This window comes from Brevibacterium metallidurans (assembly GCF_037101285.1).
GTDB classification, from domain to species: Bacteria; Actinomycetota; Actinomycetes; order Actinomycetales; family Brevibacteriaceae; genus Brevibacterium; species Brevibacterium metallidurans.
Genome location: NZ_BAAAAF010000006.1, coordinates 200,830 through 215,878, shown reverse-complemented (window position 1 = coordinate 215,878; position 15,049 = coordinate 200,830). Strand labels below are relative to the sequence as shown.

Below are 15,049 nucleotides of genomic sequence, written 5' to 3'. Positions count from 1 at the left end.
GCGTCAGGGGCTCTTGGGCCCGGGACTAGAATGGTCTGGTGAATATTCTCGACTTCCGCGGTGAGACCCTGAGCAGACGATTCCTGAGGCAGCGACTGCCTCGGGCGGCGGAGACCCATGCCGACGTCGAACGGCGGGTCGCCGACCTCCTCGCCGAGGTGGCCGCCGGCGGGTCCGCGACGGTCCTCGACCTCACGGAGCGCTTCGACGGGGTGCGGCCGGCGGCGCTGCGGGTGCCCCCAGAGGCCCTCGAACAGGCGGCCGCCGAACTCGACCCTGTGGTGAGGGCGGCGCTCGAGGAGACCATCGCCCGCACGCGCACGGTCGCCGAGGCCCAACGACCCGCCGACGTCGTCACCGAGCTCGCCCCCGGCGCCCGGGTCACGACCCGCAGCCTGCCGATCGAACGCGTCGGCCTCTACGTGCCCGGCGGCCTCGCCGTCTACCCGTCGACCGTGGTGATGAACGTCGTGCCCGCCCAGGCAGCCGGATCGTCGTCCCTGGCCATCGCCAGCCCCCCGCAGGCCTCGGGTCTGCCGCACCCGGTGGTGCTCGCGACCGCGCACATGCTCGGCGTCGACGAGGTGTGGGCGATGGGCGGAGCCCAGGCGATCGGGGCGTTGGCCTACGGCTTCGACGACGCTGAGGTCCTCGAACCGGTCGACCTCATCACCGGTCCCGGCAACGCCTACGTCGCCGCTGCGAAGTCCCTCGTGCGCTCCCACGTCGGCATCGACGCCGTGGCCGGACCCACCGAGATCATCGTGCTCGCCGACGCGAGCGCGAACCCGGCGTATGTCGCAGCCGACCTCATCAGCCAGGCCGAACACGACGAGCTCGCCGCCTCGGTGCTCGTCACCGACTCCGAGACGATGCTCGAGGCCGTCGCCGCCGAGCTCGACCGCCAAGCCCCCGAGGCCGCGCACGCCGAACGGATCCGCACGGCGCTCTCCGGTGCGCAGTCGGCGCTCGTCCTCGTCGACGACCTCGACGACGCCGTGACCGTGGTCAACGCGTACGCCGGTGAGCACGTCGAGATCCACACGGCCGATGACCGTGCCGTGGCCGCGCGGATCGTCAACGGGGGAGCGGTCTTCGTCGGACCGTACTCGCCCGTGGCGCTCGGCGACTACTGTGCCGGATCCAACCACGTGCTGCCGACGATGGGCACCGCCGCACACGGTTCCGGGCTCGGGGTGCACTCGTTCCTCAAGGTCAGCCAGGTCATCGACTATTCGGCTCCCGCCCTGGGCGAGGTCGCCGGCCACGTCGCCGCACTGGCGGAGACCGAGAACCTTCCGGCTCACGGACGTGCCGTGAGCATCCGCTTCGAGGAGTGATATGCGCTGTCCATTCTGCCGGGAGTCCGATTCCCGGGTGGTCGATTCGCGGACGAGCGAAGACGGTGCGGCGATCCGCCGCCGGCGGCAGTGCCGGCACTGCGGGCGCCGCTTCACGACGATGGAGGCCACGAGCCTCTCCGTCATCAAACGCTCGGGCGTGACGGAGGAGTTCTCCCGCCAGAAGATCATGTCCGGGGTGCGCAAGGCCTGCCAGGGGCGTCCGGTCGGTGATGACGACCTCGCGAAGCTCGCGCAGAAGGTCGAAGAGGACATCCGGTCGAAGGGCATCGCGGAGATCGACGCGGACGAGGTGGGCCTGTCCATCCTCGAGCCGCTGCGTGAGCTCGACCAGGTCGCCTACCTGCGGTTCGCGAGCGTCTACCAGGGCTTCGATTCGCTCGAGGACTTCGAAGCGGCGATCGACTCCCTGCGCGCCGATGCCGCTCTGCGCTCGGGTGATTCGCGCGAAGCGGTGCCCGAGGACTTCGCGGACTGAGATCTCCGCGGAAATTCTCTGACGAAATTCCTCGATTACGCCCATAGTTGTGTACCATTGTCAGTGCGTGCTTATGGCGCGTGGCCGCTTGCGGTTCGGAGGGGAAGCCGAACCGTCAAGCGGCCTTCTACGTCTCCGGAGTATTCACCGTCGGCCCTGGTGAGACACCCTGAATGCGGACGACCGCTCGCAGGAGGTCCCAGCGCACGGCACTTGTCCGTGGCAGGGGGACTTCTTGCGAGCGGTCGCAGCCGCGCCGGGAGGTCAGAGCGTCAGCTCAGTCCGAGTTCGCTCAGTCGAGTCCGAGCTCGCTCAGCTCGGTCGGCGCCGAGGCGAGGACACCGAGGCGATCGGTCGTGCGGGTGAGCGCGACGTAGAGGGCGCCCACCCCGTCGTCACCGCCGGGCGGGGCGATGAGACCGGGTTCGACGAGGAGCACCGAATCGAACTCGAGGCCTTTGGCCTGCTGCGGGGTGATGACGGCGATCTGGTGGTCGAGGCCGGCCGCCGAACGTCCGATGTCGAAGCCTGCGAGCGCCTCGGCGACGGGGTCGATGAGGACCTCGGGAGCGATGACGGCGATCTTCCCGCCCTCGACGGCGGCGACCTCCTCGGCGGTCGCCGCAGAGAGCGCGGCGAGCAGGGCGGGGGAGTCGGCGAAGCGCGTGAGCGTCGGCGGATGGCCGCCCTGGCGGACGGATTCGACGAGTTCGAGCTGCGGGAAGTGCCGGTGGAGGTAGCGGTTGGCCAGATCCATGACGGCCTGCGGGGTGCGGTAGGAGACCGTGAGCACCTCGAGGGCGAAGCGGTCGCCGACGAACTCGGAGAGGATCGACGACCAGGTCCGCGAGCTGTCGGCGTGCGAGGCCTGGGCGAGGTCGCCGACGAGGGTCGCCGACTTCGAGGGCACCCGGCGGAAGAGCACACGCCACTGCATAGGAGAGAGCTCCTGGGCCTCGTCGACGACGAGGTGGCCGTAGGTCCACTCGCGGTCCTCGATCGCGCGTTCGGCCAGGGTCGTCGCCGGTCCCGCCTCCTCCCAGCGGGCGGCCAGCGTCTCGGCGCTGACGATCGCGGAGGTCTCGGTCATGTCGACGACCGCCTCGGCGTATTCGCGAGCCGATTCGTCGCGGGCCGCGGTCTGCTGCGGGGTCGAACCGAGGAGTTCGGCGAGTTCGTCGAGCAGCGGCGCATCCTCGATGGTCAGCGGTGCGTTCGGGGCGCGGACGATGAGCGCCTGCTCGGCCGGGGTGAGCAGGCGGGCGGCCGCGGCCTCGAGCTTGTGCGGCTTCGACAGCAGGGCCCGCAGCGCGTCACCGGGGCTGATGGGGAACCATGCGAGGTTGAGCGCCCGGCGGACGTCGACGCTCGAGCGCAGCTCGTCCATGAGCTCAGGGAGGCGTTCGCCTGCGCCGTCGAGGCCCATCTGCTGGGCGAGATCCTCGGCGAGGGTCTTGAGCAGGCCGGAGACGAAGCCGGTGCGCGCCGCATTGTGGGCATCTCCGCTGCGGCGGGCCCGCTCGCGGGCCGAACGCACATCGCGCCGGCGCAGCAGCACAGTGTGCGACCCCACGCGCAGACGTTCGTCGTGGTCGGGGACGCGTTCGTAGTTCGCGATGTGGTTCGCGAGCACCCGGGCCATGACCGAGCGGCCCTTGACCTCGGCGACCGCGGGGTCGTCGGAGATCTCCGTGTCGAGGCCCGGGTAGAGCTGACCCGGGGTGAGCAGCAGCGCTCCGGTCTCGCCGAGGCTGGGCAGGACCTTCTCGATGTACTTGAGGAACACCGGGGAGGGCCCGACGAGGAGGACGCCGGACTTCGCGATCCGCTCGCGGTGGCGGTAGAGGAGGTAGGCGGCGCGGTGCAGGGCGACCGCGGTCTTGCCGGTGCCGGGTCCGCCCTGGACGACGAGGACGCCCTGGAGCGGTTGCCGGATGATCGCATCCTGCTCGGCCTGGATGGTGGCGACGATGTCGCCCATGCGACCGGTGCGGTGGGTGGTCAGCGCCGCGATGAGCGCACCCTCGCCCTGCAGGGCCGAGCGCTGCGAATCGTCGAGGGCGTCGATGTCGAGGACATCGTCCTCGACATCGGTGACCTGGCGGTTCTTCGTCACGAGGTGGCGGCGGCGGACGACGCCCTCGGGGTTCGCCGCAGTCGACTGGTAGAAGGGCTCCGAGGCCGGTGCGCGCCAGTCGATGAGGATCTGCTTGCGGTCGGCGTCGGTGAGGCCGATGCGGCCGATGTAGCTCGGCTCGGCGGAGTCCTTGAAGTCGAGGCGACCGAAGCACAGTCCGTCTTCGGCGCTGTTGAGGCGGATGAGCTGGTCCTCGTACATGGTGGCGAAGGCGTCGCGTTCGCTGCGGTGCTGGTGGTTCCCTCCGACCTCGGAGATCCGGACGGTCCCCAAGCGGGCGGTCGTCTCATCGCGCAGTTCGTCGAGCCGGGCGTAGAGTTCGTCGAGCTTGTTCTGCTCGACGTGGATTTCTGAAGTCTCGCTCATCTCACCTTCCAATCGGCATTCAATTATGCCGAACTTTCGTCGAGGGGAGTAGTCGAGCCGTCACTCGGACGCGTCGCCGCCGAAGCCGCGGTCGGTGTCCCGACTGGCTCGTGGCCTCTCTCGCGGATCCGCTCACCGCCCGATCCGACTGAGCAGCGCGGCCTCGTCGAGCCAGACCGCCATCGTCGGAGCCGTCCGCAGGCTCCGATCGAGGGCGGCATCGGGCAGGGGCTCCTGTGCGGCCGCGACGACGACGTTGCCGCGGCGGCGGCCCTTGAGCACCCCGGACTCGGAGGCGGCGGCGACATGCTTGAACGCCGCGGCGGCGGCCCTGATCTCCTCGCGCAGCACCCGGTGGTCACCGGAGTCGGGGACATTGGCGAGGAAGAGGCCCGACGGTCTGAGCACCCGGGCGCAGTCGGCGTAGAACTCTTCCGTCTGCAGCTGCTCGGGGACGGAGTCGAAGGAGAAGGCGTCACGGACGATGACGTCGGCGGTGTCGTCCCGGAACGTCGCGATCTCTGCGGCCGCGTCGCCTGCCCGCAGGGCGAGCGCGGGGGAGCGGGGGAGGTCGAACCACTGCCGGACACAGTCGATGAGGATCGGATCGATGTCGATGGCCGTCTGCCGTGAGCCGGGACGCGTCGCATCGAGGGCGCGGGCCAGGGCGCACCCGGCGGCGCCGAGGTGGATGGCCCGCAGAGAGCCGTCGGTGACGGCGTCGATGATCCGCGCCATCCAGTCGAGGTATTCGAAGTCGAGGCGTGCGGGGTCGCTGAGCGTGATCGACGACGAGGGCACGCCGTTGACGTGGAGGACGTAGCTGTCGGGTTCGCCGTCGACCTTCTCCAGGCGCGCCTGTCCGGTCGCGATGTCGACGACTTGTGCGCTCGGTGCTGTGAATATCCGTCTCTTCGCCACCCCACACTTCTATGTCAGATCGGTCCCAAGGGCAATTCGCCCCGGTGGGCCGTGTGGACAACGGCGCCCACTCGTGTGCGGATTGGCTGTGCATGCACCGGCGGTGTCCACAGGGCCGAATCGAGGTCTGGTGTGCGTCGGTGGTGCGGGCGTCGACTGGTGGCATGGACACTCCAGCGAAGACGGCCGAAGATCTCATCGGGATCGTGCCGCACACCCTCGGATACACCCCGGAGAGCAGCCTCGTCGCGATTCTCGTCGTCACCGACGATGACGGCGTGCAGTCCTGCGGGACCACCCTGCGCGTCGACTTCGACCTCGAGACGGCGGCGATGACCATTGCGGAGGGAGGTGAGTGGCTGCGCGACCTGGTGTGCCGGGCCTGCGAACCCAGCGGGGTCTTCCTCATCCTCTACGACGAGGGGTACACCCCGGCCGGACCGGAACGGGACTGGACCGACCTCGACGAGGACGGCACCGGGGACGACTATGCGCAGATGCACCGCGGTCTAGTGCGCGCGGCCACGGATGAGATGGCGACGGCGCTCGCCGACGGCGGGATCACCACGCTGTGCGCATGGTGGGTGAGCGGGGGTCTCTTCGGGCGCATAGACGACAGCGAGGACAGGGGCACCGACATCGGACTCGCTCAGTCCTCGGCGTGCGCGACCGAACTCGTCTCGACCGGATCGGCCCCGGCCGCCGGGCCCGACGCCCTCGTCGTGAAGCCGGCCGATGCCGCCGAGGCCGCGGCGTTCCGGTCCGCCGGACACGGGGGAGAGCTGAGCCACGGGGAAGAGCTGAGCATCGCAGCCGCGTTCGACCGCCTCGGCGAGCTCTACCCTGAACTGCTCGAGCTGCGGGGGAGGGAGGAGACGATCGACCGGGAGAGGCTCAGGTCGCTGGTCACCCCGGATGCGGTCCGTGCCCTCGATCGGCTGCTCGCGGCGAAATGGGCGCGCGATGTGCTCGAGATGATCCTCAGCTTCGACCATCCCGATTTCCTGCCCAAGCGGATGTGTCGGTTCGGTCCCGGTGAGCTCGCCCGACATGCCCGGCGCTGCGGCACCTCACGGCTGGCGGCCGAGCAGATGATCGGCCTCTCGCCCCGGGCCCCGCAGACGCGGGACCTCCTGCTCTCCATCGACCTCCTCGAGGCGTACGTGCGGTGGGCTGATCCCGCGGTCGTTCCGACCGCCTACGGGGTCATCGCGTGGTTCCACTGGACCTTGGGCGGGTCGACGATGGCCGAGCAGTATGCGCTCGCCGCGCTCGCCCTCGAACCGGACCATGCGATGGCGCAGCTCATCATCTCCGCCGTCAGCCAGGGCTATCTGCCGCAGTGGCTGATGTCCAAGCGCACCGGCGCCCGCCCTCTCCGGCACTGACGTCACACGGCGCTGCGCCCAGCACCGAGGCTGCGCCGCCGCGACCCGGACCGCTGACGTCGTGCGGCCTGCGCGACGCCCGGCCGGCGGGACCACCTCGGCGCGGGCCCCACCACCACACACCACCCCCAGCCGCATTTCCTACCTTTGCAAGGGTATGAATTGCTGCCGGGGGTGGTGTGTGCCGAGCTCCGCCGAGGTTGTCGTGCCAGACGTGGGGAGTCGCGCGGAAGGTGGGACGTCCTGCTGGAGGTATGAATAGTCGCGCACCGACTGGGCACCGTCTGCACACTATGTCGATGTGTCCCGAAGGAATGGACAGGGCAAGGAATAACGTGCGAGGATTGTGCGTTGACCCTGTCATTGCATATTGGGAGAGCTGTGCGCTCGCCCCAACGGGCACGAACTCTGCGCCCCCTTGACAAGGGTCTTAGTAATGTCCTGGTGCAATCGGGAAGTTTGAACGCTCGCGAAAGGTGAACACGTGCCGACAGTCGACAGGAAAACGGTGACTGAGGAGTCGGAGGCATCGTCCGCCACGGCGTCCACGGGTGGATCCACGACCACAGCGGCGAAGGGAAAGAAGACGACGAAGGCGTCGTCGACCACGCGAGCCAAGACGACCGCGGCGAAGAAGTCGACGACGGAGAAGAAGACGGCGACCAAGTCAGAGACCGCCAAGGCCTCGACGACCAAGTCCGCGACCGCGAAGACAACCGCAGCGAAGACGACCGCGAAGTCGACGACGGCGAAGGCGGCCGCCGAGGAGAGCGAGCCGGCGAAGAAGACTCCCGCGAAGAAGACGACCGCGGCCAAGAAGACCACCGCGAAGAAGACCACGGCGAAGAAGGCTGAGTCCAAGGCCGACTCCGCAGCTGCGAGCACGAAGAAGAAGTCCGACGCGGACATCGAGTCGACCGACGAGGTCGAGCCCACCGCGGATGCGCTCGCGACCGAGCAGAGCCCCTCCGAGTCGACGGAGACGAAGAACTCCGAAGAGAAGGAGAAGAACGCCGCGGTCACCGAGGCCGGCGGCTTCATCGTCTCCGATGCCGACGAGGACGACGCCCCCGCCCAGCAGGTCGTCTCCGCCGGTGCGACCGCCGACCCGGTCAAGGACTACCTCAAGCAGATCGGCAAGGTGGCCCTGCTCAACGCCGCCGAGGAGGTCGACCTCGCCAAGCGCATCGAGGCCGGCATGTACGCCGAGCACCTCCTCGAGGAGGGCGAGGTCAGCGACCCGCGCGTGACGATGGACTACAAGTGGATCATCCACGACGGGCGCATCGCGAAGAACCACCTGCTCGAGGCGAACCTCCGCCTCGTCGTCTCACTCGCGAAGCGCTACACCGGCCGCGGCATGCTCTTCCTCGACCTCATCCAGGAAGGCAACCTCGGTCTCATCCGCGCCGTCGAGAAGTTCGACTACACGAAGGGCTTCAAGTTCTCGACCTACGCGACGTGGTGGATCCGCCAGGCCATCACCCGCGCAATGGCCGACCAGGCGCGCACGATCCGCATCCCCGTCCACATGGTCGAGGTCATCAACAAGCTCGCCCGCGTCCAGCGACAGATGCTCCAGGACCTCGGCCGCGAACCGAGCCCCGAAGAGCTCGCGAAGGAACTCGACATGACGCCCGAACGCGTCGTCGAGGTGCAGAAGTACGGCCGAGAGCCGATCTCCCTGCACACCCCGCTCGGCGAGGACGGCGACTCCGAGTTCGGCGACCTCATCGAGGACTCCGAAGCCGTCGTGCCCTCGGACTCCGTGAGCTTCACCCTCCTCCAGGAGCAGCTCCACTCGGTGCTCGACACGCTCTCGGAGCGCGAGGCCGGAGTCGTCTCGATGCGCTTCGGACTCAACGACGGTCAGCCGAAGACGCTCGACGAGATCGGCAAGGTCTACGGGGTCACCCGTGAGCGGATCCGCCAGATCGAGTCGAAGACGATGGCGAAGCTGCGCCACCCGTCCCGCTCGCAGGTCCTCCGCGACTACCTCGACTGATCACCCTCAGCCGACCGACGACGTCGGGCACAGCGCTTATCGGTGCCGTGCCCGACGTCGTCGCATGTGCGGACGAGAATGTCACCTGCCGGCGCAGGCGCAGCCGCGGACCCGCCTCCGGCCCCGCCCATGCCGACGAGCGAATCGTCCCGGCGACGCGCTCAGAACCAGTCGCCGATGCCGACGGCGATCGCCTCGGCGTACCGCCGTCGCCCGTCCTCGGACTCCATGACCGCCGCTTCGTCGGGATTGCGCATCTCTCCGCACTCGACGATCACCGCGGGCACCGAGGCGTTGTTGAGGCCCGCAAGGTCGGGACGCGCACTGATCGCATCCTTCCCATAGGCTGTGTTCGGGGTGAACTCCGCGGCCATCGACCCACTCAGAGACTTCGCGAGGCGAGTCGACTCGTCCTCGAGCTTCCGGGACTTCCCTGGGTCGGCGACGATGATGTGGAAGCCCTTGGGCTTCGTCGATTCGCTGCCGTTGGCATGGATGCTCACGAGCACGTCCGCGTCATCGGCGAAGGTTCCGCGCTCGTCGACGCAGGGCCCGACGCCGTCGTCGCCGCTGCGGCTGAGGATCACCGCCGCCCCCGCGGCTTCGAGATCGTCTCTGAGGAATCCCGCCACCGACCACGCGAACTCGGACTCCTCGTAGTCGGAGTCCGTGGCCGTGCCGGTCGTGTTGCACGCCTTCGTCCCGCCCCGGCCGTCGGGCACGGGACTCGCGATCGCCTCCGGATCCTTCGCGTTGCCGCCGTTGTGGCCGGGATCGATCGCGATCGTCTTCCCCGACAGGTCCGCCCCGACGACGCCGGCCGAGGCGGTCGAACTCGCCGAAGCGTTCGTGCCCACGGTCTCGGGGGAGACCTGGGTCGGTTCGTTCGAAGCAGGGGTGGGGGAGGAGCAGCCGGTGAGCAGGAGGACACCGCAGCCGCACAGGGCGAGTGCCGCGCGCAGGGTCGGCCGTCGATCGGTCATGGGCTCCATTGTCCCAGGGATCGAGTCTCCGCAGACCGTGTCCGCGCCGCCGAGGTTGCCCCCGATGCTGCGCCTGATCGCCGACACGGCGGCCCCGCACCCGCGTGAGCGGGCGGCAGGCGATTAGAATTCAATCGAACGAGAGGAAGAGTGTGGAAGAGGAAAGCTACGGCGCCCGCCATCTGTCCGTGCTGTCCGGCCTTGAGGCCGTGCGGAAGCGGCCGGGCATGTACATCGGCACGACCGACTCCCGCGGGCTCATGCACTGCCTGTGGGAGATCATCGACAACGCCGTCGACGAGGCCCTCGGCGGGTTCGGGTCCTCCATCCTCATCGAGCTCGAACCCGACGGCTCCGTCGCTGTGACCGACCACGGCCGCGGCATCCCCGTCGACATCGAACCGAAGACCGGACTGACCGGCGTCGAGGTCGTCATGACCAAGCTCCACGCCGGCGGCAAGTTCGGCGGCAGCTCCTACGCGGCCTCCGGCGGCCTCCACGGCGTCGGCGCATCTGTCGTCAATGCCCTCTCCGCCCGCCTCGACGTCGAGGTCACCCGCGGATCGAAGATCCACAAGATGTCCTTCCGCCGAGGTGTGCCCGGCCGCTTCGACGACTCCTCCGGCACCCCCGGCCCCGACAATCCCTTCGAGGAGTTCCAGGAGGCCACCGGCCTCGAGATCGTCGGCAAGGCCAAGCGCGGTGTGACCGGGACGAAGGTCCACTACTGGGCCGATCCGCAGATCTTCCTCGGCAGCGCCCAGTTCGACTACCAGCACCTCGTCGAACGCGCCCGCCAGACCGCGTTCCTCGTCCCCGGCCTCGAACTCACGATCGTCGACCGCCGCGGGGTCGCCCGGGACGAGACCGGAGCGGTCATCGCCGAACGCGTCGAGGACTTCCGCTTCGACGGCGGCATCACCGAGTTCGTCGACCACCTCTCGATCGACCCGCCGATCACCGACACGTGGCGGATGCAGTCGACCGGGTCGTTCAAGGAGACCGTCCCCGTTCTCGACTCCTCCGGACACCTCGTGTCCAAGGAGGTCGAACGCCAAGTCGGCGTCGACGTCGCCCTGCGCTGGGGGACCGGCTACGACACGAAGATCAAGAGCTTCGTCAACGTAGTGGCGACCCCGCACGGCGGCACCCACCTCGCCGGGTTCGAACAGGCGACGCTCAAAGCGATGCGCAAGGCCGTCGAGGCCAACTCCCGCAAGCTCAAACTCGGCAAGGACCGCCTCGAGAAGGACGACGTCCTCGCCGGTCTCACCGCCGTCGTCACCGTCCAGCTCGCCGAACCGCAGTTCGAAGGTCAGACGAAGGAGGTCCTCGGCACGGCCGCGGTCCGCCAGATCGTCGCGAAGACCGTCGAGACGCAGCTCGGAGGCATCCTCTCCTCGACCAAACGCGCGGAGAAGCAGCAGGCCGCCGTCCTCATGGAGAAGGTCGTCGCGGAGCTGAAGTCCCGGATCTCCGCGCGCACCCACAAGGAGAACCAACGGCGCAAGACCGCGCTCGAAGCCTCGTCCCTGCCGGCGAAGCTCTACGACTGCCGCGACAGCGGGGTCGAGAACACCGAGCTGTTCATCGTCGAGGGTGATTCGGCCATGGGCACCGCGAAGGCGGCCCGCAACTCCGACTACCAGGCGCTCTTCCCGATCCGCGGCAAGATCCTCAATGTGCAGAAGGCGTCGCTGGCCGACATGCTCGCCAACGTCGAATGCGCGGCCCTCATCCAGGTCATCGGCGCCGGCTCCGGTCGCAGCTTCGACCTCGAAGCCGCGCGCTACGGTCGGGTCATCATCATGACTGATGCCGACGTCGACGGCGCGCACATCCGCACGCTGCTGCTCACGCTCTTCTTCCGCTACATGAAGCCCCTCGTCGAGGAGGGCCGCGTGTTCGCCGCCGTCCCCCCGCTGCACCGCGTCGAGATCGTCACGAAGCGGGGCACCCCCAACGAGATCGTCTACACGTACTCCGAGGCCGAGCTCCACGCGCTGCTGAAGAAGCTCGACAAGTCGAAGAAGACGTACAAGGAGCCGATCCAGCGCTACAAAGGACTCGGTGAGATGGACGCCGACCAGTTGGCCGAGACGACGATGGATCCCGCCGACCGTACCCTGCGCAGGGTGACGATGGCCGACGCCGAGGCGGCGGAGCGGACCTTCGAACTCCTCATGGGCTCCTCGGTGGGCCCCCGGAAGGAGTTCATCGTCTCCGGTGCTGCGATCCTCGACGCCGAACGCATCGACAGCTGAGGCACCGCCTCGGCGGCGTCACCTCCGTACGGGAGGCCTCAGGGCAGGGACGGGACGGGAACGAAGAGCAGGACCGTCGGGATGAGGAGCAGCCCGGCGGCCGCCATGCACGAGAACAGCCTCACCATCGCCCGCGCCGGGTGGCGCGGCTGCGAGAGCCGCATGATCCGCTCCGCGCTCAGCGCCTCGCGATGGTCCGGGCTGATCCGGGCGGCCGCTGCCACGGCCCGGGCGAGCACATCCGGGTCGATGCGCTCCCTGGCCTGATCGTCGGCCATGAACTCGATGAGCCGATTGACCGAATTCAGCCCGATCGCCGTGGCCGAGAAGAACGGCAGCGCCCGGTGCCAGGCGGCGAAGGGAATGACAAGGATATCGTGACGAAAATCGAGATGCGCCTTCTCGTGGGCGATCACCGCTGAGCGCTCGTCTTCGCTGAGGACCTCAAGCAGCCCTGTCGAGAGCACGGCTGTGCCCTTCCGCGGACCCTGCGGCAAACAGTAGGCCACGGCCTCGTCGGAACTGATGATGCGCGTGTCGGGATAGTTCTGGGACGGCTCGCTGAGCAGGTGTAGGATCTCGGCATGACGGAGTCGAGTCCGCCGCGCTGAGAAGAACGTCAGCGCGAGGCACCCGAGGAGGCGTCCGATCAGCACGAGCGCGATGACGAGGAAGATCCACGCGAAGATCGACAGCTTCGCGTGGGCCTCGCCGCGCACCAGATCCCACAGACCCTGGGGCAGACTCGATGCGGCCGGGTCGACGGCGAAGGCGAGTGCCGTGCCGATGAGCGAGAGACCACCCGAGAGGCCGACGGCCTGCCAGAGGATGACCTCGGAGATGGGGTCGCTGCGGAAGCGTCGCAGCAGCGCCGGCACGGGCCAGGCCAGCAGGAAAGCGAGGATCGCCAGAAGGCATCCCACGAGAATCATGGTGGAACCCGCCCCGCTGTCAGGAACGGGAGGTGTGGTTGCGTCCGAGGAGGTTGCGCAGGGTCTTCTCATCGGCCTCGGTCACGGTGCCGAGGAAGCGGGCGAGCACGGCCTGACGATCGGGTGCCTGAGAGAGCACCTCGGTCATGAGTTCGGCGACGTGGTCCTCGCGCGTGGACACGGCCAGGTAGCGGTGCGGGCGGATGCTCCGGTCGCGGGTGACGAAGCCCTTCTTCTCCAGCCGGGTGAGCACGGTGTGGATCGTGGTCAGGGCGAGGTCGCGATCGGCGAACGCGTCACGCAGCTCAGCGGCGCTCAAGCCGTCGTCATGCACCCAGATGGCGTCCATGACGCTGCGTTCGAGTTCGCCCAGTGTTCCCACGGTGTCCTTGTCCTTTGTGCCGACCATCCGACTTGCCCTGCCATTCTACCTCTACAGAATGTCGAATTCCATGTGAGGTCGCCCTCGGCGCGGGCGGGATTCCGCCTGGTCCCGCGGAGTGTCCTCCGCCGCCGGAGCAGATGGCGGGACGTGACGAGTCGCACTGTGAGACGGTGATTGTCAGACTTCTACCAGGCGTAGAATTCTACGTGTTGTAGAAATATTCCCCTCGACGACAGAAATGGAGAAGCCCATGGAACTGGACCCGGTGCTCATCGGTCGCTGGCAGTTCGGCATCACCACGGTCTATCACTTCTGGATGGTTCCCCTCACGCTCGGGCTCGGCATGCTCGTGGCGATCCTCCAGACGATGTATCACCGGACCGACAACGAGGTCTACCTGCGGGCGACCAAGTTCTTCGGCAAGCTCTACCTCATCAACTTCATCATGGGCGTGGTCACCGGCCTCGTCCAGGAGTTCCAGTTCGGCATGGCCTGGAGCGAGTACTCGCGCTTCGTCGGCGACGTCTTCGGCGCTCCGCTGGCGATGGAGGCGCTCATCGCCTTCTTCCTCGAATCGACGTTCCTCGGACTCTGGATCTTCGGCTGGGGCAAGCTCAGCCGTCCCGTGCACCTGACCGTCCTGTGGTGTGCGGTCATCGGCTCGTGGATCTCCGCGTTCTTCATCATCGTCGCGAACTCGTGGATGCAGCATCCCGTCGGCGTCGAACTCGTCGACGGCAAACCCGTGATGACCGACGTCTGGGCGGTGCTGAGCAACAACACCGCGATCGCGGCCTACACCCACACCCTCTTCGGCGCGGTCGCCGTCGGCGGCAGCTTCCTCGTCGGCATCTCCTGGTACCACCTCTACCGGCGCCGCAAGGACGGCATCGACACCGTCGGCAAGGACGGTCGAGTCGTCGTCGGCTCCGCCCCCGACGTCCCCGGCCGCGACAAGATCGACTACAAGGTGTGGATCAAGTCGCTGCGCATCGGCGCGATCACCGGCATCATCGCCTTCGCCGGCGTCGCGATCACCGGCGACGTCCAGGCCAAGCTCATGTTCGAGCAGCAGCCGATGAAGATGGCCTCGGCCGAGGGCGCATGCCACGACGGCACCGAGTTCTCCGTGCTCACGATCGGCGACCCCGCGTCGAACAGCTGCTCGCAGGTCCAGAACGTCCTCGAGATCCCCGGTCTCCTCTCGTTCCTCGCCAAGGGCGACTTCACCACGCCCGTCCACGGCGTGACGACCCTGCTGCCGGAATACCAGGAGCGCTACGGCACGACCATCCCCGATGATCCGCGCTACGGCGACAGGGCCGGCGAGGAGATCAACTACCAGCCCATCATGATCGTCACCTACTGGGGCTTCCGCGCCATGATCGGCTTCGGCATCATCGCCGCCGGCGTCTGCGCCCTGGCCCTGTGGATCACCCGCAAGGGCACCGTGCCCGCATCCGCCTGGATGATGCGGGGAGCGCTGCTGGCGATCACCGCGCCGTTCATCGCGAACTCCGCCGGCTGGGTGTTCACCGAGATGGGCCGCCAGCCCTTCGTCGTCGCCCCCAACCCGGCTCAGCTCGACGGGGTGTACATGTTCACCCAAGCTGCGATCTCTCCGCAGGTGACACCCGCGATGCTGCTGTTCTCACTGATCAGCCTCACCCTCGTCTACGGAGGTCTGATGGTCGTCGAGCTCAAGCTGCTGACGAAGTACATCAGGGGAGGTGTCGCCTCGGCGATGCCCGAACTCGCTGAGACCAACAAGAAGCCCACGATCACCGGAAACGACGACGACGTGCTGTCGTTCGCGTACTGAGGAGGAG

General features: G+C 68.0%; 11 protein-coding genes. 6 read left to right on the top strand and 5 right to left on the bottom strand.

Annotated elements, in window-relative coordinates; all coding sequences use genetic code 11:
- Positions 1–38: 38 nt before the first annotated feature.
- A complete protein-coding gene (gene hisD, locus AACX88_RS10040; protein ID WP_339392865.1) occupies positions 39–1,340 on the top strand; it encodes a histidinol dehydrogenase in 1,302 nt (433 codons plus the stop codon).
- A 1-nt stretch (position 1,341) separates the two neighbouring features.
- Positions 1,342–1,839 (top strand): transcriptional regulator NrdR, encoded by a 498-nt coding sequence (gene nrdR / locus AACX88_RS10035; protein ID WP_339392864.1) that lies wholly within the window; start codon positions 1,342–1,344, stop codon positions 1,837–1,839.
- 292 nt (positions 1,840–2,131) lie between these two features.
- Here nrdR and AACX88_RS10030 read toward each other — a convergent pair whose 3' ends face one another.
- The gene (locus AACX88_RS10030; RefSeq protein WP_339392863.1) at positions 2,132–4,342 is read right to left on the bottom strand and encodes a HelD family protein; all 2,211 of its coding nucleotides are present in this window, start codon (positions 4,340–4,342) and stop codon (positions 2,132–2,134) included.
- 132 nt (positions 4,343–4,474) lie between these two features.
- The gene (locus AACX88_RS10025) at positions 4,475–5,263 is read right to left on the bottom strand and encodes a spermidine synthase (protein ID WP_339392862.1); all 789 of its coding nucleotides are present in this window, start codon (positions 5,261–5,263) and stop codon (positions 4,475–4,477) included.
- A gap of 164 nt (positions 5,264–5,427) precedes the next feature.
- On the opposite strand from AACX88_RS10025, the gene AACX88_RS10020 reads away from it, so the two are divergent.
- Positions 5,428–6,651 carry a DUF4192 family protein gene (locus AACX88_RS10020; protein ID WP_339392861.1) on the top strand — a complete coding sequence of 408 codons (1,224 nt, stop codon included), beginning with the start codon at positions 5,428–5,430 and terminating at the stop codon, positions 6,649–6,651.
- A 508-nt stretch (positions 6,652–7,159) separates the two neighbouring features.
- Positions 7,160–8,656, top strand: coding sequence for an RNA polymerase sigma factor (locus tag AACX88_RS10015; RefSeq protein ID WP_422614429.1), 1,497 nt, complete (start codon positions 7,160–7,162; stop codon positions 8,654–8,656).
- 161 nt (positions 8,657–8,817) lie between these two features.
- On the opposite strand, the gene AACX88_RS10010 is transcribed toward AACX88_RS10015, so the two are convergent.
- Positions 8,818–9,639, bottom strand: a complete 822-nt coding sequence (locus AACX88_RS10010; RefSeq protein WP_339392859.1) for an N-acetylmuramoyl-L-alanine amidase family protein — start codon at positions 9,637–9,639, stop codon at positions 8,818–8,820.
- A gap of 152 nt (positions 9,640–9,791) precedes the next feature.
- Here AACX88_RS10010 and AACX88_RS10005 point away from each other — a divergent pair, with 152 nt between their 5' ends.
- A complete protein-coding gene (locus AACX88_RS10005) occupies positions 9,792–11,903 on the top strand; it encodes a DNA gyrase/topoisomerase IV subunit B (protein ID WP_339392858.1) in 2,112 nt (703 codons plus the stop codon).
- Positions 11,904–11,941: 38 nt separating this feature from the next.
- Here the strand turns inward: AACX88_RS10005 and AACX88_RS10000 are convergent, their stop codons facing one another.
- Both AACX88_RS10000 and AACX88_RS09995 read right to left on the bottom strand, forming a co-directional pair.
- Entirely contained in the window at positions 11,942–12,835 is an 894-nt protein-coding gene (locus tag AACX88_RS10000) for a M56 family metallopeptidase (RefSeq protein ID WP_339392857.1), read from the bottom strand.
- 19 nt (positions 12,836–12,854) lie between these two features.
- Positions 12,855–13,217, bottom strand: coding sequence for a BlaI/MecI/CopY family transcriptional regulator (locus AACX88_RS09995; protein WP_339392899.1), 363 nt, complete (start codon positions 13,215–13,217; stop codon positions 12,855–12,857).
- 253 nt (positions 13,218–13,470) lie between these two features.
- Here AACX88_RS09995 and AACX88_RS09990 point away from each other — a divergent pair, with 253 nt between their 5' ends.
- The gene (locus tag AACX88_RS09990) at positions 13,471–15,042 is read left to right on the top strand and encodes a cytochrome ubiquinol oxidase subunit I (protein WP_422614428.1); all 1,572 of its coding nucleotides are present in this window, start codon (positions 13,471–13,473) and stop codon (positions 15,040–15,042) included.
- Positions 15,043–15,049 lie beyond the last annotated feature (7 nt).